Genomic DNA, 17,823 nt, shown 5'->3' with positions numbered 1-17,823 from the left:
AAGCTCCACCAGACGCTAATCCCGGCAACTGCCTCACCCCTCCCCAGTTGAGGAATATTCGGAGATGCAGACACCGCCAACACTAACATGCGGCCAGAGTTTTCATCTGCTTGTTATCCCCTCAAAAGATGAATTTGTGACTACCTTTTAAACACGTTTTTAACAATCAGCACTGCACACGCGAGCGGTACCATCCACTGCACTGAAAACTGTATGGCAAAGCGAATCGTATCGCGAATGCTTTGCTGCAATAGCGCCCTGTCAAGTTGAGGGCGTGTATAGGTCCAGTCGGACCAACCCACCCAGAGGCAAATTAACCCCAAACAAATGATTGCCGAAATACGCCAGACTGACTCAGAGTTTTTCATTGTATCGCTCCCGGGCGCCGGGCCCGTCAATATGCAAAGCCGCGACGCTTATCCCGCCACCACCAAAATTATGAACACCACTGAGCTAATCACCGCGCGACAATGGTTCCACCAGCACCAACGTTTTAAATAACGTCGCCAGATAAGTGGCAGAGTATGAGCAGTAGCGCCAGCCAGTTGTTGATTGAGCGGCACATTGAAAGCAGCGGTGACACCCGTCATGCCTGCCAGGTACAACACGCAGGCTACTTTTACAAACCATTGCGGTGACATCAGCAGCAGTATTATGCTGAGCAGGGATGAGCCCCAGAACAACCACATAAACACTGAACCTAAAATGTCACGGTTAATAATCTGCATCACTGCCGAGCCTTGTTCGTCGGCCACCTGTTTGAGCGCTGGCATCACAATCACGGAAAAAGCCAGGTACACACCTGCGATCAGAGCAATGGTAACTACCGCCGTTATTAATAGCAGTTCATACATGAGAGGTTACTCCACGCTGGCTGGCAGAGCAGATAACGGCTGACCAAAAGCCTTACTGACGTACTCAGAAAAGGTCGTCGCGGGCCTTCCCAGCAGCTGTTCCAACACGTCGGTGGTGTAGTTATTGCGTCCGTCGAGCACATCGCTGAATAGTGTTTTCATTAACCACAATACATCGTCGGTTGCGCCCTGCTCCTTCAGCACGGCTAAAAAATCGTCGACCTCAACATCACAAAACCCAACCGGCCTTCCCAGCTGTTGCGCAATCATTTCGATGCACCGACTGAACGTGAGTAACTGCGGACCGGTAACCTCGTAAATTCCGGGTTCTATAGCCGGGTTAGTCAGACACTGCACCACAGCTTCGGCAATATCGTTGGCGTCGATGAACGGCTCGGGCATATGCCCCTGTGGCAGCATTACCTGGCCACGAGCAACCATTTCAGCAATAAACCCTTCGCTAAAGTTCTGATTAAACCAGCTTGCTCGAATGACATGGTGATGCAGCCCGCTTTGAGCCAGGATCTGCTCAGCTTCCTGGGCGCCGGGTTCGCCGCGCCCTGACAGTAGCACCAGTTGCTTAACTCCCGCCTGACGCGCAGCAATGGTAAGCCTGGCAATGTCTTGCGCAGCCATTGGTACCGCCAGATCGGGTTGGTAGGTAATGTAGATAGCGTCAAAACCGGCAAATAAGTTTTGCCAGACTAAAGTTTTGTCTTGCCAATGAAATGCCGGCATTGTGGTTCTCGATACGCCCGTGACACTGGCACCGAGGCGCTCAAGTTGCTGACACACCCGCCGCCCTGTTTTACCCTGCTTCCCGAGCACCAAATAGCGCCATGATAATTGATGATGTGTTGTCATAGTGACTCCTGAATATTAAATAATCAGCAGTAATTGCTTCCATATCATTAGGGCGTGTTGACCTTTGCTGTACGAGTTTTGGTCTATATGAAAGCATTTTAATCGCGAAACAGCCCTGCAGGCCTAGTGGTTCTAAGTCAAAGGGCTGTGACAAAGAGTAAAATGCTTTCATGACGACCCCTTCGGGCAGCGCTTGTGCGTCATTTATACTGCGTTGGGTGTTTTTGATTTAGGCCCACTAGACCTGCAAACACCCGCCTTGCCTAAATGACGCACAAACTGCTGCAAAAATGCACAGCAAAGGTCAACACGCCCTAGGATAAACCTGCGACGCTTTCAGCAACATATCCCGGAATCCGGATAACCTGACCGTTCGTCCGGAATAAACATCGAAGTAATGTATGTGACAGTTGGAGTCAGGCATTAGACTTTCGCCAGAAAGTCCGCGTATATTATAAAATTATCAACCCTGAACGCTGACCAGACGCCATACTGACTATGACCAAAGCATACGATTCTCAACCACGGTTCCCACAAAACCAGGATCCCTTTGGAGTCTTTATTGAGCAGCTAAAACCACTGAACAGTTTATATTGTTTTTCAACGCTGTCGGCGCCCTGGGGCCTGGAGTTACCGGCTATGCCCGGTCGTCTGATGATGCATATCGTGACCAATGGTCACTGCGTTATTACGCATAATGATGAGCAGGTTCCGCTGGCAGAAGGTTCATTGGTATTAATTCCCCATGGTAAAGGGCACTGTATAAAGTCCGGTATTAACGCCAGTACGATCCCCTTCTTTGATTCTGGCGTCAGGCATTTATCGCCAAACCTTGAAGTCCTCGATATTCCCGGTCCGGGTGATACAACCAAATTAATATGTGGCGTGGTGTCTTTCGATCCATTAATCGGTCAGTACTTACTGGAGCAACTGCCGTATATCCTATACCTGCAACCGGACGAATACAGTGACGCGGCCTGGCTGACGTCGACCCTGGATTTAATAAAGCGTGAGGCGCAAAACCTGGTGCCGGGCAGTGAAACTATTATCACCCGGCTGGCAGAAATACTGATGATTCAGCTTATTCGTCATTGGTTGGATCATTCCCCTCTCGCCAAAGAAGGATGGTTTGCCGCCATGCGCGATGAGCGCATAGGAGCAACATTGCGGGCCATTCATCAACAGCCTGAGAAGCGCTGGACGGTGGAGCGTCTGGCCAGCGTGGCCTGTATGTCACGATCGGCTTTTGCTGCCCGGTTTACTGAACTCGTCGGTAAAAGCGCTAAGAGTTACCTTACCGAATGGCGACTCACACTGGCACATTATCAGCTACGTAATCGCAAAGTACCGTTAATTGAGTTGGCGCTGTCTTGTGGATACGAGTCAGAAGCGGCTTTTTCGCGTGCGTTCAAACGCGTTATCGGTTTCTCGCCAAGCTCCACCGTCAGTGAAGAAAATCACTCAAAGTAATCAGTCAGTTAGACACGGTCGTCCCTTTTCCTACCCTAATAACGCCCTGCTTGGTGCCTGTCGCACGGTAAATGCCCTGTGGTTGTTCGCCGGTGTCCAACTTGCCGGGGTCTGAATACTCGCTGTACTAAATCGCCCGTTATTGCTCCGTGCTTACACATTACCTCTTCGCACAAAAGTAGACAGATAAGTATATTTATAAATTAAACAAATACTTACCTATTTTTAACCCAAAAACCGCTAAAACACCTTGCGCAAAGTAGACAGTTCTGTGTATTTTAATATTACAGTGAACAATTGTTCAAATTCGTTCACTTAATGAATGACATCAACCAGCGGGGAGCAAGGCTATGTTCAATGTGTTTTTTAGCGTTCTAAAAATAGGCATTTTGCCAGCACAGCAAAAGGCACCAGGGCTAACCAAAGTGCAGCGCATCCGTGCCACAAACCTGGCACATCAGTCAGCCACCGGCCCCCATAGCAAAGCTGACTTGCCATTGGTTATGCCGGTTTAATTGAATTATCAGCAAGGAATACACTTATGACTACACCACAACAACGACCGCCGCTGCCGCCCTTCGATTTTGCCAGCGCAACCGAAAAAGTACGTTTAGCCGAAGACGGCTGGAACTCTCGGGATGCCGAGCGGGTAGCTCTGGCATACAGCGTTGACGCGCGCTGGCGAAACCGTGCCGAATTTACCCAGGGGCGTGAACAGGCCAGACAGTTTCTGCAACGCAAGTGGGCCAAGGAACTGGAGTATCGCCTGATCAAAGAACTCTGGGCATTCAGTGACAATCGCATTGCGGTGCGATATGCCTACGAATGGCGCGACGACTCATCAAACTGGTTTCGTTCTTACGGCAACGAGAACTGGGAGTTTAACGAACATGGCCTGATGGTAAACCGCTATGCCTCACTCAACGATTTGCCCATTAACGAAAAGGACCGCCTTTTCACCTGGCCGTTAGGACGCAGGCCCGACGATTATCCCGGCTTATCAGAGCTTGGCTTATAAGAAGCCGGGCTTTACCAGCACAAAAAAACCAGTCTGTTTACTTAATAAAAGAGGCTAGAAGCATTTAAAAGCGTAACGCACTTTTAAATTAATAGTAAACAGGTCTGTATACTTTAGGTAACAGTGGTCACGTCATCATTAAGTGGTCATGACGTTTGAGGTTATCTCATCAACCCTACAATCGCTATGCACACCATATCGAGAGTTAAGAGAGATAAGGTATGAATAACTTAAATGGAATACTCAACCAACATGTATTCAGCACAACCGTTGATCACAGCGGCTCATTTAGTGGCGTTCGTCATTTTAACAACAGTGGCCGCCTGCATATGCTTGAATCCGGCACGGTAAAAATTGTTCAGCAAGGCGGCAGCGAAGTGCTCCTCGACCGTCCGTCGATTGTGTTGCTGCCTACGGCTGTACCTCACCGTTTAGAAGCGAAGGGAGACGCGCCGGTTTCGCTCATTAGTGCCAGCGTCTCTTTTTGCCTGAATAATTCATCCATGATTCTCAAAGCGCTCCCTGACATGATGTATTTGCAGGTAAACCCTGGTTGCTCCATGTCCTGCACAGTGCAATGGCTGTTTAAAGAGGTGTTTGAGCAACGCTTTGGTAAAGAGCTGATGATCAACAAGCTTGGTGAAATTTTTATGTTGCAGATGCTCAGACATGCCACCGAGCAGGGCAGTCTTCATGAGGGCGCACTGGCCGCCATAAATCACCCACAAATGCGTAAAGTCATTGACGCCATTCACACAGATCCTGGCTATCACTGGACTTTAAACGGCCTTGCAAGTATTGCCGCGATGTCCCGGTCTAAGTTTGCCGAATGTTTCAAATCCCTGGTCGGCCAGACACCGAATGATTACATCACTGATCTTCGCCTGGCCCGCGCACAGAAACTGTTGAAAAGTGATAAGCCGGTTAATTTTGTTGCCAGCGAAGTCGGTTACGAACATGGCTCAGCGCTGGTACGCATATTTAAGAAAAAACTCGGGGTATCGCCACGACAATGGCTGCAGCAAGCACGTCAGTCTTCAGCAGTGCTGAACGCCTAGGTCTCCAGCAGCATAAAATTAGGACACATATGGAAAACATAGCCGATATTATCAGGCGTATCTCGCTTACCGCCGAAGTATTTTTTAGTGGCAAGCTGTGCGGTATTCAGTCTTTTTCATCCGAACAAAAAGGACATTTACACCTGCTTAAATCAGGTTGCCTGACGTTACTGATGCGTAATGGCACCAAACAGGTCATTGACACTCCGTCAGTGATTTTCATTCCGGGTCCGTTGGAGCACCGCATTGTGGCGCAGGATTCGGCCGGGGCAGAAATGGTGTGCGCAACCATTAGCATGGAGTCAGCTAATCAGAAACTGTTGCTGGAGGCCTTACCGCCATTGCTGGCTCTGCCATTAGATGCGGAAATCTACATCGGGCGCACGGCTGAATGGCTGTTTGAGGAAGCATTTAGCCGCTCCGTTACGCGAGGCGTGATGATCGATAAGCTCAGCGAAATATTCCTGCTGCAGGTACTGCGCTACGTGCTTGAAAATGATCTGGCCAAAGGCGGCATACTGGCGGCGCTGACCCATCCGATGATGGCCAAAGTGATTAGTGCCATGCATAATAAACCTGAAGTGAACTGGACCGTAGACTCGCTGGCTGATCTCGCGGCCATGTCCCGCTCGCGCTTTGCCGCAACCTTTAAATCCGTGGTCGGCGTCACGCCCAATGATTACCTCACTGATATCCGCATCGCCATTGCCCAGGACATGCTAAAAGATAAAAAACCGGTCAATTTAGTCGCCAATTTGGTCGGCTATGAACATGGTTCAGCACTCGCCAGGCTATTCCGTAAAAAGCTGGGGTTATCGCCTAAACAATGGCTAAAGCTACCTGAGCAGGGTAACAATCAGCCGTTACGCTCTGTGCCCGGGGATTCAAACGAATAGATATAAAGTCAGGACGATTGGTTTCTTCAGCCCGCGCCTATCGTTTTACATTACCGGTGCTGGAATTGACCAGCACGACACCAGACTTTTTGCTTAATCTAAGGAATCACACCGTGAATGCATTAACACAATATATTGCCAAACTCAGTCTCGTTTCAGACCAGTTGTTTTCGCCCCTGCAATCGTTGCTCGTGATGGCAGGACGACTCTATGTCGCCTGGGTATTTTTCGCCTCAGGCCTGACCAAAACAAATGACTGGGAAACCACCCTGTTCCTATTTGAATATGAATACCATGTTCCACTGCTACCGTTTGTTTTAGCGGCTTATCTTGCCACCATTGGCGAGCTGTTGTTACCGGTATTGTTAACCTTGGGCATAACCAGTCGGATTAGTGCGCTGGGCCTTGGTATTGTCAATATCGTAGCCGTTATCAGCCTCGAAGATATCCCTGCTGCGGCCTTGTACGGTCACGTAATTTGGGGGCTTATTTTACTTCACGTTACCATCTGGGGCGCAGGTAAATTGTCGTTTGATCATTTCATCGCACGCCGCCAGCAACCCTCCACGTCGCTCGCGTCTGTTTAACAGGTATATCACCTCATGAAGTGGGACATTCTGAACGGTGAGCAGCCACTTAAAAATGCGCCTGTTGTTCGCCTGGACAACGGCGCAGTTTGCATCCCTCAACACTATCTGGCCTATGCTCACAACCGGCAAACCCTGGAGCAGATCATACTCGACTGTGATTTTGATGATGATTATTTGATCATGGCTGCAGAAGACGCACAGGGACTATATATTCAAATCGGTATCATTGGTTATGATACCTACAAACCGCGCACAGCCCAGTCGGAAAAGAAAATTGTATATGGCCGTCGATGGCGGGTAGAGCGGCATTTTCCTACCTCTGAGTTAATTCAGACTATCTTTCTGGCAATTAAAAAGGCACGGGAACATGAGGTTCGCGAACGTTTTAAGCTATGTATAACCGGCCGACACAGCTCACCCTTCAGTACCCATCAGGACTTGCCACTCATTGCTTCACAGGCAGTAAGGCTTGGTACCGGCCAACACCACGACAGTACCGACAGCTTTCGCTGCGCCAGTGAGAGACTGTTGCAGCAGATCAGGTTCGATCATAGTGCCGTTAATATGGTAAACATCGAAACCAGACGCAGCGGACAGATTTTAATCGACTTAACCCTCACTGCATCGGCCCAGACGGAATTGCCCGAAAGCCATGACGCGAGCTTTACCCTGATACTGACCACTCCAAGTACCAACGAATTGTTATTTGCGCTTATGGAGAAGCTGATTGAACGCAGCGACCGCTACGTTGATGAGCACTTTTGCTACCGTCAGGTAAACCGTTTTAGCCGCGACATGTCGGTGCAAAAACTCGCCGGGTTATCGCTGCAAACACGCCAACAGCTTAAAGGTAAAAAAGCTGCACAGTTTTATATGCAGCTCGAGCAACACAATGCATGTATTGATGCCGCGCGGGCACCCCATATTGATACTCAGAAGCTGGCCTGGCACCTGCAACAAAAGCTCCCCCCCATTAACACCCTGGCGGGATTTCCACCCAAGTTTAGCAGCTGCTGAGCGGCGGCAAACGCGAACCTAAGCGCCAGGCCAACCCCACGGCGTTGCACTGCAGTCAGTAAACGATAATATTGCCCGGTTTATCCGGGCAGGCCCGCCAGCTAACGCCCTTAGTGAGATGTCTGACAATTGAGCTCAAGTAACTGCAAGGCAATCTGTTTGGCAACCTGCGCCGCGCTGCTATTACTGGTGGTATGAGCATTAACAATGGCACCATCAGCTAACACAGCAAACTGCACTGCCAGGGCATGCGCATTTTCCAGTTTAAGGGGGGTCATCAGTTCTTCAATGTATTGGATCACCAGGCGCTTGTGCATGGCACAAATCACATGAATAGGGTGGTCCTGGCGAGGGTACTCTGCCGATGCATTAATGAACATACAACCACTGAACTGGCTGGATGTGGTCCACTCATCAATGGCATCAAAAAATGCCAGTACGCCGGCAAACTCAGCAGCGCCCTGCTGGCGATCACGATATTTTTTAACACCGGCTTTGAGCATTGCCATAAACTCTTCATCGCGTCGCTGCAACGTTGCAATGATGAGTTCATCCTTTGATTTAAAGTGGTTATACAAGGTTCGTTTTGCCACGCCCGCATGCTCAAGCACGGTATCGATGCCTGTACCTTTAATACCTTCACGGTAAAATAGCTGTTGTGCCGTTTCTACCAGGTGCTCACGTTTACTTTTGCGTGTTGCGGTCATTAACTCCCCCCTATAAATACACAGACCAGTATACATAAAAGCTGGTATTTTAAAAGGCCTGTTTACGGCGTGGAACGGAAGGTCGGCGCCGTGAGGCGACCATAAAGAAATACCATAAAAGGAACGCTATAACTAAGCAGGGCCTTCACCACTTGCAAGGGCAGTTCACCGTAAACCACCGCCTCAAACTGGTTAATGGTGGTCAGCACCGTTCCCACCACTAATGCGGTTTTGAGTGCACTAAACAGTACACTCAAGGAGACTCGCTCACGCGAGCGTTCACGCAGCAGTGCGATAAATTGTTGCATTAGCTGACTCCGTTACAGTGACAGTGCACGTTCTAAACCATCGGGGTAGCGATGTCCGCGGTACAGGATGCCGCCATCGTCAGAGACAATCACAAAGACAGGCGTGCCAAACACGCCATATGACCCACTCACACTGCTATCGTGATCAAACATCACCGGAAAGGTGATGTCGTAGTCCTCAATGTATTGTTGAGTAAGGGCAACCGAGTCATTGATACCAACATTAATAGCCAGCACATTAATGAACTCGCGGTAATCATTATGCAGGGCAACAACACGCGGCGTCGCTTTTTTACAGTAGGGGCACCAGGTCGCCCAAAAATACAGTAAGGTGGGTTTTTGTTGCTGATAGCCGGGCATTTCAAACTGCTCGCCGCTAAGGCTGTTGAAGGTAAACGCCGGCGCGGGCGGCGGCGGATCATCGGCAATTTGCGCGTAAGCCAGGCCGCTCAGTAACGCGATGCCAGTAGCGATGATAAAGCTACGCAGCTGACTCATAACGTCTTCGATTTTCATGTTTCGTCTCCGGTTAATAAGGTGGGTGGTATAACGAATACCAGCTTAATGACATGAGGCCCCACAAAGGCCACAGATGCGCGTCACTTTGATACCAAAGCGCCTTACCACCGCATAGCAAAAGAGAAACTGATAAAATCGAGGCCGGGATTGGGTTTTTTAACACCCCCGTTGGAGTAATGAAAATAACGCAGCGCAAGCCGGTACTGCTCATCGCGACCAAACTGATAGCCAATACCAAGGCGATCTTCAAACTGATAGTGAGTGCTTACATCTTTACCTGCAAAACGGGTATCATCGAGCAGCGATATACCAATACCAAATTCACCAAAAATCCGCCCACTGCCGCAATAGCAAAACGTTTTTTGTAATACCGGCGACAGCGCCAGAATAAAATTCGTATCGTGCTGGCGCGGTGTTCCGTACTCCCAGAAATTCACGCTGGTTTCCACATAAACCCGCAGGTCTTTCACATACTCATCAAGGGATCGTTCATAAAACTGATACGCCAGTTTAACTCCTTCTACATCCCCCTCACCGCGGATATAATCCAACGACAAGGAGTCTGCCATTGCTGGAAAACCGATCATTGTAAGGTTGATCAACATGACCACAGGCAACATTGCCCGGCGATAAATTCTTACCCAATATTTCACTTTGCATTCCTCAAAAATAGCCCTTTGACAGGATGCAAAGTGTATAAATGAGGTGCTAAAAAAATTGCCCGTCCGTACTGAATTATTACCAGATCCGCACCAACAAAAATTAATTTTAATGCACAGAAATGTCTACTTAACTTTGTGTAACCAGAAGACAAAAAAAAGCGGTGCTAACTAGCACCGCAAATGGCGGGAGACACCCTGACAAAAAATCTATTCTAAGTGGGTTATCCAGTCATGCCGGATAGCACTGGCAATCCAGGCTGCAAAATCAAACGCAGGAAACACATCCAGCAACGCCGCCACACTGAGGCCGTCAGATATCCCCTGAACCCAGTTAAACTCTTCTTCGTTCACTTGTGTGACATGAGTGTTTTTCGCACCTTGTGCTATTACATAGCATCCGGTTTCCGGCTCGTTCATCACATCCTCCAGTTGTTGTTTGGATGGTCCTCCCTGCCCGGCTTTCGAGCGATGCAGTAACCACAACCCATGCACCGGATAGCTGCTGCGCAAGCAGGTCAGAGAGGGTTGTAACGCAATGAAGGTTTGTTCCAGCGCGCCATCGGCTAAGCGATTCAGCGAAGCGCTATCCAAAGCATAAAACGCCTTTCGTGACACCTGGTGAAATGCCCATTCAAAGTGCGTAACATCAACCAGGTACGGGTGCTCGGCATACAGCTCACTGTTGTGTATTAATTCGGGGAGTTGCCGCCCCCAGTCTGCCCAGTCACCGCTATCCGGTAGCTCTCGTTGTAGTAATCGATGCGACAAGACGAACATTGCCTGTTCGCCAACCATCTGCTCCAGTACCGGATAGGTCACCGACAAACTGCGCATGGCAGTCATGTGCAAATTGTTTTGGTATATCTGCAGCCCCTTGTCGTCGTGCGCTGACTTAGCCCGATAAATATCACTGAGTAACTGCGACTGGTAATCCATTGCCCTGGCTTTTACTCCACTCATGCCATTAGCTCCGCAGCCATAGCCTGACGACAGCGCGCTTTATCCGCTTCATAAACTAACCGGGGCCAGGAAGGCAGGTCGTTATCCCATTCAATCAATGTGGCGGCAGCGGGGAAACGCGTCATGGCATCATCGAACAATTGCCAGCATTCATTCGATACCGGCTGGGCATGATCATCAACAATTAACATACCCGGCGCTACCGGCGAACTGCCGGCTAAATGAATTTCTTTTACCGCGTTTGCAGGTATGTGCCGCAGCCACTGACGAGCCAGTTGCAGCGCATTTCCGTTGGTAAAATTATGATAGTTCACCAACACATTATTGAGGTCCACCAGCAACCCGCAGCCGGTCTTTTCGGCAACCGTGGCGAGAAATTCCGCCTCGCTGTAATCACCGGCCGGAAACTGTTTGTAACTGACGATATTTTCAATTAACAGTTGGCGACCCAGCGCCTGCTGGACGCGATCAATATTATTGGCAAGTACGGTAAGTGTTGCCTGGTCAAACTTTAAGGGCAGTAAATCGCCCGCATGAACCGGCGTATCGCTAATGTTTCCCCAGGTAAAACAGGCATGATCGGATACCAACAGCGGGTCTACCCGGTTTACTAAACGCGTAAATTTTTTAAGATACTCTGGTTGAATCCCCTTTGCAGAACCCAGTCCCATGGCTGTCCCGTGTATACTCACCTTGTATCGCTCGGTGATTTGGTCGAGTAACCGGCTGGCCGCACCGCCCTCTGCAAAAAAGTTCTCAGCATGTATTTCGACAAAATCGACGGAGTGCGACGACGACAATAACGCCGCCGAATAGTGCTCGTGACGCAGACCAACGCCAATCGGGGTCGTATTCGTCTGAGCCTGTTGTATGGGGTGTATTGCAGTCATCGCTATGCTCCATCGAAATTATTGGTTAACCGTTACGCTTTTTTTCTTCGTAACGCTTTTTAGCTTCGTCTTTGAGCATGCCGCCCATACTCTCACAACTGCCTTTGGCAACCAGTTTCCATTCGCCCGGATCCTTATCCATGGTTGACTGGCCGGCACACGAATGTGTACCCGCCAGGTTGCCGCAGTCATTTTGACCGGCTGCCGCAATGCCATAGCACTTCTCTTTACCGGCCGCATGTACCGGCGCAGAAACCACGGTTGTCAGCGCCATGGCTAAAGCGGCAGCTGCGATAGTTCGTTTATGATTCATAGTCTTTACCTCGTTATGCTACTAAGTTTAAGTTTGCTTCAATCCACTGAGTCAGCTCAGCGTAACTTCCCGCCCCAACCTTAGTGTCGAGACGTTTGTCGTGGTCGAGCAGGATGAGAGTCGGAACCGCTCGTACGCCTAAGCGATGGGCCAGTTCAAAGTCTTCATCTGCATCAACCTTCACAATGCGCACAGTGCCGGCATACGCCTGCTCGATCATATTGATCACCGGCGCAACCTGCTTACAGGGACCACACCATTGGGCGCTGAACCACAGCATGACAACGGGCTCAGGATACTGATGACCATTATTGGAGATTCCCTGAGTGCCTGATTCCATTGCAATTACTCCTCGGCGTTGGCTTCGGCTACTGACAGCGCTTCGATACCATCCCAAACGCGATAAGCGGTTTTCAGGTTACCGGGTACATCTTCAAACCATTTCTGCTGTACGGCTTTGTTCAGGTTGAGATAAAGCTTGTTGTCTTCGATGTAAAAAGCCGCCGGATCAACATCAAGCTTCTTGTTTAAGGCAACACCCATGGCGCAGTAACCGCCAAACTGAGGCGCATACTTGTCGGCATTGGCTTTGAACATGTCGCGATTTTTAGCACTTGCGAAACGATAGATAGCGCCCTCATGGGTAGCGGTATACATCGCCGAGCCTTCAACCGGCTTATTTTTTACAAAGTACGCCACCGGGTCGTAACCATGGATGGCCACATCGTTGTCGCCCAGGTTAACTGCCGACGCAAAAGACAAGCTGCTAAATAAAATAGAACCGGCCAGGCCAGCGATAGTGAATAAACGAGAGATTTTCATAATATTTTCCTTTAATGGATTAACGTAAACAGAGTTTGGGGAGCGCTTAGTGCGCATGTATTCCCTGATGTATAAGGTATGAAAGATTGACTCTGTGAAGGAAACAGAACCGCCACAAAATGGCGCTATTCGTCCAAAGGGGTAAAAATGGGGGTTTTAGGGTTGATTCGTGGCTGTTAAAGCTGATCCGTTCTGATCCTTATACGGCCGGGCACCGTTTACTTGGTAAACCCAACCTGGCGACCATTTATGTTCGGACTATTTAATAAAGATCCAACCGCGAAATTACGTAAGCAACATGCCGCACTGCAGGAAAAAGCGATGCTTGCCCAACGCAAAGGCGACATCAAAACCTACTCAATGCTGACGGCAGAGGCTGAAACGCTGTGGGCACAGATTGAAGCAGCTAAAAAATCCTAGGGCAGATATAAAAAAGGCACACCTTTGACAGTGTGCCCTACTTGCTGCTTTACGGAGAACAAGCAAAAACGTAGTTAATGAATCACTGTTTGAGTGACTCAGCGTAATCCTTAGCCTGTTGTAACAGGCGCAAAACGTTGTTTCCCCAGATATCGGCTAAGTCTTGCTCGGTGTAGCCTTCGGCGAGTAAACGTTCGGTTATCAGCGGTAATGCGGCAACATCCATCATTTTTTCAACACCGCCACCGCCATCCCAGTCCGCACCAACGCCTGTATGCTTTGGCCCGGCAACTTCAAGAATGTGCAGAAAGTGCGCCATATAATCTTCAAAGGTCGCCCGTACTGCGGGGTGTTCCATATCGATTTGTTTGCGCTGCGCTTTTAATGCTGCTACCTCATCAGGCGTCATACTGGCAATGTTGCCCATTTGCTGATAAAGGGCACCATAGGCTTTGCGACGCTGTGGATCACTGGGTAGTTCTTTAAGATAAGAGCCATAGGCATTGACGTGAATGACGCCGCCACTATCTACCAGCTTTTTAAGCAGCGCATCATCAATATTGCGCGGATGCTCGTAAATCGCCTTGGTACCGGAATGTGATAAAATCACCGGCGTTTTTGACAGCTCTATCATGTCTTCAAGCAGCGTATCGTGGGCGTGAGAACCATCCAGAACAATACCCAGTTCGTTGGCTTTTTTAACCAGTTGCTTACCCAGAGGTGACAAACCACCATACTGCGTGCCATCAGGATCCGTAGAGCTATCGCCAAACTGGTTGTTTTTAAAATGTACCGGCCCCACCATGCGCAGGCCCATTTTATAAAACGTTTCCAGCAGGCTGAGATCCTCACCCAATGGATAGGCATTTTCCATGCTGATATAGACAATCTTCTTGCCCTGCTGTGCAATCAGCTTTGCATCTTCTGGCTCCGTAGCCAGAGCAAAGGTGTCGGAGTTTGCCGCCACCATTTTGTGAATGGCCATAACGCGCAGTAATGCAGTGTCCCGCGCTGCAATAAAGCCATCCGGTGTCACCGGCCCCTGGGGGGTGTAAATCACCCAGAAGCCACCGTCCAGTCCACCTTCATTCATACGCGGTACGTCGACCTGCGAAAAATCATCGTCAAAGGTATGGGCATGCATAATGTCAAAGCCCGGTTGCACCAGCAGCGCCGGGGTATCCAGATGGGTATCCATGACCACCAGCGACTCATGCAAAGCTTCCTTTGTCGGCGGCGTGGTGGTAGCGCCAACGGCACTGCCAGCAGCAGCCACCGTTAACGCACACAATGTCGTTTTGATATATTTTTTCATTTAAAAATCTACCGTTAACGTCGCCTGGAAAGTCCGCGGACTTAACGGCCTGCCAAATGAAGAGCCGGTAAAACCAAAGGACATCACTTCTTTGTCGAACAAATTATCAACGTTAAACCGCAGGCGCATATTTTCTGGCATACCGAAATCATTGGGACCACCGATATCCAGATAAGCCTGCGTCACCAGGTAGCTCTCAAGTTCATACGTTTCGCTGAAGTCGGTATAGCGGGTACTGGTATACTTGGCCGACATATTGGCCACCAGCCATTCGGTTGGCTCATAAGTGATGCCACCTGTAAGTAACCACTCGGGACTGTCCGGCAATTGACTGCCTGCCGGATTGCTGCCAAAGCCATCTACCAGCTCGGCCTTTTTATAGGATAAATTTGCGTTAAAATAGAGTTGACGGTCGAAAGCTTCAGGCTGAAATACGCCGCTTAATTCAACACCGTAAGCCTTTGATGCGCCGGCGTTAACATAGAAAGTTTCGGGTTGACCTGTCGCCGGGTTAATAACACTGCTGGCGATTAAACGGTTGTCAAAACGGGTGTAAAACAACGCGACTGCCCCGTTGTAGTTTTCGCGGTTAGTACGAAAGCCTAACTCATAGTTATCGGCTTCTTCACCTTCTGGCGCGTCGGCAGCAAACCCTACTGCATTATCAAAGATATCATCGGTACCGGCCGGTAAAGCGAAATTCTGTGCAAACGAGGCAAAGAGCTGATCGGTGTCATTTAAACGGTAAACCGCCCCCACCATCGGTAAAAAGTTATCGGTATATTCCGCTTCGACAGACTGTGGGCCGTAACCCGGCTGACCGTCAATTTCGTAGTCGGCATAATCACGATAACCGTCCAGTGAGTAATCAATTGATAACGACTTAACGCCAATTTCCAGCATCAGATTGTCGTCCATCATGCTGAAATTGTCTTTCAAATAGAGCTGCGTGGTATCGCGTACCGCGGTGTAATTACGGCGGTAATAAGCCACTTCATCGTATATCACGTCACCATCGGCACTGCCACCGGTCTTATTCAGGCGGGCCTGGGTACGGTTGTAGGTGTCTTCTTCAATCCAACCGCCAAAGGCAATTTTATGATTGCCCATAAACCAGGTGAATCCACCGACTAAACCTTCCCGCTCGCCTCCCACGCCCGACAAACCATACTGGACACCGCGCGGATGAACGACATCCAGACCGGCTGCAGCCTGACGAGTGTAAATACCCAGCGTATTGCTGTAGCTGTCGGGCGACACGCCGTAGCCGTCCTTATCTTCATAGTATGCGGTAACGTCAAACTGAACATCTTCGCTAATATAGGTGCCAAATGCTAAAGAATAGAGTTTATCGTCGCGAATATTGATGCGATCTTCGTAATAGCTGGTGCAGTTTGAACCGGTGAAAACCGGGGTAAAATCACTGTCATCAATACTGCCGTCGCCATTAAAATCATACACGCCGGGCTTTGCTCCGATACATCCTTCCGGAATACTGTCTGCGTAGCTGTAGTAGTAATCTTCTGCAAAGGTGGAGGCCGGTGCAGAAGGTGAGTCATAGTCAAAAAAATCGTTGGCGACGTAGGTGGCCCTGATATAGCTGTCACCAAATTCGTAAAGCGCTTTGGCCTCTATGTGCTCCCGATCTATTGTGCCCGGGCCACGCCATAAGTCTGAGTCCGTTTTAGAACGGCTCACATAGGCTTTAAAGCCATCCAGATCACCGGTTTCCAACTTAACGAACGTGCGCTGTAGATCAAAATCGCCAACGGTCACAGCTACCATACCGCCCATTTCGTCCGAAGGGCGTATAGTGCTGTACTCAGCGATAGGCCCCAGCGATGCATAACTGGGTGCCGACACATCACCGGCCCCCGGAGACGCGATAACCGCGCCGAGGTTTTCATTATCAACATAGCGGAAAATGGGGCTGCCGCCGAAGGCATCAGAACGCCCCATCGGCACACCGTCGAGCACAAACCCCATTTGGCTTAACTGAAAAGCCCGCACTTGTACGGAATTACCAAATTCATACAGGCCCAGTGCACCGTCGGTTTGCACATTAAACCCCGGCAGACTCTCAAGCATTTTCAAACCAGAGATACCAGACGGTGCAGAGAGTAATTCGTCACGGGTTACTGCCAGGGTATTGGTGGCCTCATCGGTACCAATGGCAATATCGGTTTGTGAGATACGGCGGCCAATCACCACGATTTTTTCGTCGCTATCCGACTGCGCATCAGAAGACGATTGCGCCTGAACTTCCGAGACAATAAGGAGCTGGCTCATGACAGCGGCTAAGACAGATAAAGTAAAGGGTTTAGCTAGGCTTTTATTGGTCATATTGTATGTGTTCTCAATCAGGTGAAAATTCCCTTATGGGTGCCCCTTTTTTTATTCTGCGCAATTCCTTTTGCGGTGCAAACTATCAAGGAACAATCAAACAACATACCAACACATTGAAATAAATAGAGAATTAAGACGAAACAACAATCAATAAAGACAACCTGCATACTTGATACCGTATACATTATTTTAAATACGATTATTTAACATTTGTTATATAACCAGATTCACCGCTGCACAGTCACGGGGAGCATTTAATGCGCCGTTGCACCAACATTAACCAAGCGGCAGAATTCCTTATGCTCTGCCAGCATTTTTTCGTATAGTAGTGACCATTCACAGCGACAAGGAATACCCATGAAAAACGCGAAGAAAATGACCACCGGCATGAAAATATTCGCCTGGATAATGGTGCTCTGGAACGCTATTGGCGTGGCCGCTTTTTTTAGTCAGATCATGATGACACCAGAAACCATCGCCACCCTGCCAGAAGCGCAACAAACGATTTATCGAGATATCCCGGCGTGGTCTTATGCCGCCTATGCGTTAGCTGTATTTGGCGGCTTGCTCGGCACCATTGTGTTAGCCCTGGGCAAAAAGCTGGCGTTTCCTCTTTTGGTAATGTCTTTTGCCGGGGTGCTGGTGCAGCAGTATCATAATTTTATTGTCGTAGATGCCATTGGCATCATGGGCTTGGGAATTGTGGTTATGCCTGTCATAGTAACCAGCATCGCATTGTTTCTTGTGCTATTTAGTCAGCGTGGTGTTAAAGCTGGCTGGTTGCACTAACCTTA

At 49.3% G+C, this 17,823-nt stretch carries 22 protein-coding genes; 9 read left to right on the top strand and 13 right to left on the bottom strand.

The window, feature by feature from the left end:
* Positions 1–416 precede the first annotated feature (416 nt).
* Complete coding sequence (locus OIK42_RS03355; RefSeq protein WP_273638371.1) at positions 417–854, bottom strand: anthrone oxygenase family protein; 438 nt, start codon at positions 852–854, stop codon at positions 417–419.
* A gap of 6 nt (positions 855–860) precedes the next feature.
* The gene (locus tag OIK42_RS03350) at positions 861–1,718 is read right to left on the bottom strand and encodes a Rossmann-fold NAD(P)-binding domain-containing protein (RefSeq protein WP_273638370.1); all 858 of its coding nucleotides are present in this window, start codon (positions 1,716–1,718) and stop codon (positions 861–863) included.
* 498 nt (positions 1,719–2,216) lie between these two features.
* On the opposite strand from OIK42_RS03350, the gene OIK42_RS03345 reads away from it, so the two are divergent.
* From OIK42_RS03345 to OIK42_RS03315, 7 genes are all read left to right on the top strand, one after another.
* The gene (locus tag OIK42_RS03345; protein ID WP_273638369.1) at positions 2,217–3,188 is read left to right on the top strand and encodes an AraC family transcriptional regulator; all 972 of its coding nucleotides are present in this window, start codon (positions 2,217–2,219) and stop codon (positions 3,186–3,188) included.
* A 350-nt stretch (positions 3,189–3,538) separates the two neighbouring features.
* A complete protein-coding gene (locus OIK42_RS03340; protein WP_273638368.1) occupies positions 3,539–3,703 on the top strand; it encodes a hypothetical protein in 165 nt (54 codons plus the stop codon).
* Positions 3,704–3,729: 26 nt separating this feature from the next.
* Positions 3,730–4,206: a nuclear transport factor 2 family protein gene (locus OIK42_RS03335; protein WP_273638367.1), complete on the top strand. Its 477-nt coding sequence runs from the start codon at positions 3,730–3,732 to the stop codon at positions 4,204–4,206.
* 221 nt (positions 4,207–4,427) lie between these two features.
* Positions 4,428–5,264: a helix-turn-helix domain-containing protein gene (locus OIK42_RS03330; RefSeq protein WP_273638366.1), complete on the top strand. Its 837-nt coding sequence runs from the start codon at positions 4,428–4,430 to the stop codon at positions 5,262–5,264.
* Positions 5,265–5,293: 29 nt separating this feature from the next.
* Positions 5,294–6,160: an AraC family transcriptional regulator gene (locus tag OIK42_RS03325; RefSeq protein ID WP_273638365.1), complete on the top strand. Its 867-nt coding sequence runs from the start codon at positions 5,294–5,296 to the stop codon at positions 6,158–6,160.
* A gap of 113 nt (positions 6,161–6,273) precedes the next feature.
* Entirely contained in the window at positions 6,274–6,747 is a 474-nt protein-coding gene (locus tag OIK42_RS03320; RefSeq protein ID WP_273638364.1) for a DoxX family protein, read from the top strand.
* Positions 6,748–6,762: 15 nt separating this feature from the next.
* Positions 6,763–7,767 carry a hypothetical protein gene (locus OIK42_RS03315; protein ID WP_273638363.1) on the top strand — a complete coding sequence of 335 codons (1,005 nt, stop codon included), beginning with the start codon at positions 6,763–6,765 and terminating at the stop codon, positions 7,765–7,767.
* Positions 7,768–7,877: 110 nt separating this feature from the next.
* Here OIK42_RS03315 and OIK42_RS03310 read toward each other — a convergent pair whose 3' ends face one another.
* The 9 genes from OIK42_RS03310 to OIK42_RS03270 all read right to left on the bottom strand — a co-directional run bounded on the left by OIK42_RS03310 (position 7,878) and on the right by OIK42_RS03270 (position 12,948).
* Positions 7,878–8,474 carry a TetR/AcrR family transcriptional regulator gene (locus tag OIK42_RS03310; RefSeq protein ID WP_273638362.1) on the bottom strand — a complete coding sequence of 199 codons (597 nt, stop codon included), beginning with the start codon at positions 8,472–8,474 and terminating at the stop codon, positions 7,878–7,880.
* Between the two features lie 62 nt (positions 8,475–8,536).
* The gene (nrtS, locus tag OIK42_RS03305; protein ID WP_273638361.1) at positions 8,537–8,782 is read right to left on the bottom strand and encodes a nitrate/nitrite transporter NrtS; all 246 of its coding nucleotides are present in this window, start codon (positions 8,780–8,782) and stop codon (positions 8,537–8,539) included.
* Between the two features lie 12 nt (positions 8,783–8,794).
* Positions 8,795–9,298 carry a TlpA family protein disulfide reductase gene (locus OIK42_RS03300; RefSeq protein ID WP_273638360.1) on the bottom strand — a complete coding sequence of 168 codons (504 nt, stop codon included), beginning with the start codon at positions 9,296–9,298 and terminating at the stop codon, positions 8,795–8,797.
* A 104-nt stretch (positions 9,299–9,402) separates the two neighbouring features.
* Positions 9,403–9,954 carry an acyloxyacyl hydrolase gene (locus OIK42_RS03295; RefSeq protein WP_273638359.1) on the bottom strand — a complete coding sequence of 184 codons (552 nt, stop codon included), beginning with the start codon at positions 9,952–9,954 and terminating at the stop codon, positions 9,403–9,405.
* A gap of 216 nt (positions 9,955–10,170) precedes the next feature.
* The gene (locus OIK42_RS03290; protein ID WP_273638358.1) at positions 10,171–10,923 is read right to left on the bottom strand and encodes an HvfC/BufC family peptide modification chaperone; all 753 of its coding nucleotides are present in this window, start codon (positions 10,921–10,923) and stop codon (positions 10,171–10,173) included.
* Positions 10,920–11,813, bottom strand: coding sequence for an MbnB/TglH/ChrH family RiPP precursor modification enzyme (locus tag OIK42_RS03285; protein ID WP_273638357.1), 894 nt, complete (start codon positions 11,811–11,813; stop codon positions 10,920–10,922). The genes OIK42_RS03290 and OIK42_RS03285 overlap by 4 nt, the downstream gene beginning before the upstream one ends.
* A gap of 25 nt (positions 11,814–11,838) precedes the next feature.
* Entirely contained in the window at positions 11,839–12,126 is a 288-nt protein-coding gene (locus OIK42_RS03280; RefSeq protein WP_273638356.1) for a BufA1 family periplasmic bufferin-type metallophore, read from the bottom strand.
* 13 nt (positions 12,127–12,139) lie between these two features.
* The gene (locus tag OIK42_RS03275) at positions 12,140–12,466 is read right to left on the bottom strand and encodes a thioredoxin family protein (RefSeq protein ID WP_273638355.1); all 327 of its coding nucleotides are present in this window, start codon (positions 12,464–12,466) and stop codon (positions 12,140–12,142) included.
* Between the two features lie 5 nt (positions 12,467–12,471).
* On the bottom strand, positions 12,472–12,948 hold the full coding sequence (locus OIK42_RS03270) for a YHS domain-containing (seleno)protein (RefSeq protein WP_273638354.1): 477 nt from the start codon (positions 12,946–12,948) through the stop codon (positions 12,472–12,474).
* A gap of 249 nt (positions 12,949–13,197) precedes the next feature.
* Here OIK42_RS03270 and OIK42_RS03265 point away from each other — a divergent pair, with 249 nt between their 5' ends.
* The gene (locus OIK42_RS03265) at positions 13,198–13,368 is read left to right on the top strand and encodes a DUF6435 family protein (protein ID WP_273638353.1); all 171 of its coding nucleotides are present in this window, start codon (positions 13,198–13,200) and stop codon (positions 13,366–13,368) included.
* Between the two features lie 82 nt (positions 13,369–13,450).
* On the opposite strand, the gene OIK42_RS03260 is transcribed toward OIK42_RS03265, so the two are convergent.
* Entirely contained in the window at positions 13,451–14,683 is a 1,233-nt protein-coding gene (locus tag OIK42_RS03260; RefSeq protein ID WP_273638352.1) for a dipeptidase, read from the bottom strand.
* On the bottom strand, positions 14,684–16,972 hold the full coding sequence (locus OIK42_RS03255) for a TonB-dependent receptor (RefSeq protein ID WP_273638351.1): 2,289 nt from the start codon (positions 16,970–16,972) through the stop codon (positions 14,684–14,686).
* Between the two features lie 414 nt (positions 16,973–17,386).
* On the opposite strand from OIK42_RS03255, the gene OIK42_RS03250 reads away from it, so the two are divergent.
* Positions 17,387–17,818, top strand: a complete 432-nt coding sequence (locus OIK42_RS03250) for a hypothetical protein (RefSeq protein WP_273638350.1) — start codon at positions 17,387–17,389, stop codon at positions 17,816–17,818.
* Positions 17,819–17,823 lie beyond the last annotated feature (5 nt).

Source organism: Alteromonas gilva (assembly GCF_028595265.1).
Taxonomy (GTDB): domain Bacteria; phylum Pseudomonadota; class Gammaproteobacteria; order Enterobacterales; family Alteromonadaceae; genus Alteromonas; species Alteromonas gilva.
The sequence above is the reverse complement of the archived record's forward strand: the minus strand, read 5'-3'. Positions and strand labels throughout refer to the sequence as shown.

Excerpts from the sequence above, each read along its gene's own strand:
- OIK42_RS03310 (WP_273638362.1), bottom strand. The coding sequence starts at position 8,474 with ATGACCGCAACACGCAAAAGTAAACGTGAGCACCTGGTAGAAACGGCA.
- OIK42_RS03325 (WP_273638365.1), top strand. The coding sequence starts at position 5,294 with ATGGAAAACATAGCCGATATTATCAGGCGTATCTCGCTTACCGCCGAA.
- OIK42_RS03290 (WP_273638358.1), bottom strand. The coding sequence starts at position 10,923 with ATGAGTGGAGTAAAAGCCAGGGCAATGGATTACCAGTCGCAGTTACTC.
- OIK42_RS03280 (WP_273638356.1), bottom strand. The coding sequence starts at position 12,126 with ATGAATCATAAACGAACTATCGCAGCTGCCGCTTTAGCCATGGCGCTG.
- OIK42_RS03250 (WP_273638350.1), top strand. The coding sequence starts at position 17,387 with ATGAAAAACGCGAAGAAAATGACCACCGGCATGAAAATATTCGCCTGG.
- OIK42_RS03260 (WP_273638352.1), bottom strand. The coding sequence starts at position 14,683 with ATGAAAAAATATATCAAAACGACATTGTGTGCGTTAACGGTGGCTGCT.
- OIK42_RS03285 (WP_273638357.1), bottom strand. The coding sequence starts at position 11,813 with ATGACTGCAATACACCCCATACAACAGGCTCAGACGAATACGACCCCG.
- OIK42_RS03270 (WP_273638354.1), bottom strand. The coding sequence starts at position 12,948 with ATGAAAATCTCTCGTTTATTCACTATCGCTGGCCTGGCCGGTTCTATT.
- OIK42_RS03315 (WP_273638363.1), top strand. The coding sequence starts at position 6,763 with ATGAAGTGGGACATTCTGAACGGTGAGCAGCCACTTAAAAATGCGCCT.
- OIK42_RS03330 (WP_273638366.1), top strand. The coding sequence starts at position 4,428 with ATGAATAACTTAAATGGAATACTCAACCAACATGTATTCAGCACAACC.
- OIK42_RS03275 (WP_273638355.1), bottom strand. The coding sequence starts at position 12,466 with ATGGAATCAGGCACTCAGGGAATCTCCAATAATGGTCATCAGTATCCT.
- nrtS (WP_273638361.1), bottom strand. The coding sequence starts at position 8,782 with ATGCAACAATTTATCGCACTGCTGCGTGAACGCTCGCGTGAGCGAGTC.
- OIK42_RS03350 (WP_273638370.1), bottom strand. The coding sequence starts at position 1,718 with ATGACAACACATCATCAATTATCATGGCGCTATTTGGTGCTCGGGAAG.
- OIK42_RS03335 (WP_273638367.1), top strand. The coding sequence starts at position 3,730 with ATGACTACACCACAACAACGACCGCCGCTGCCGCCCTTCGATTTTGCC.
- OIK42_RS03355 (WP_273638371.1), bottom strand. The coding sequence starts at position 854 with ATGTATGAACTGCTATTAATAACGGCGGTAGTTACCATTGCTCTGATC.
- OIK42_RS03265 (WP_273638353.1), top strand. The coding sequence starts at position 13,198 with ATGTTCGGACTATTTAATAAAGATCCAACCGCGAAATTACGTAAGCAA.
- OIK42_RS03345 (WP_273638369.1), top strand. The coding sequence starts at position 2,217 with ATGACCAAAGCATACGATTCTCAACCACGGTTCCCACAAAACCAGGAT.
- OIK42_RS03340 (WP_273638368.1), top strand. The coding sequence starts at position 3,539 with ATGTTCAATGTGTTTTTTAGCGTTCTAAAAATAGGCATTTTGCCAGCA.
- OIK42_RS03255 (WP_273638351.1), bottom strand. The coding sequence starts at position 16,972 with ATGAGCCAGCTCCTTATTGTCTCGGAAGTTCAGGCGCAATCGTCTTCT.
- OIK42_RS03300 (WP_273638360.1), bottom strand. The coding sequence starts at position 9,298 with ATGAAAATCGAAGACGTTATGAGTCAGCTGCGTAGCTTTATCATCGCT.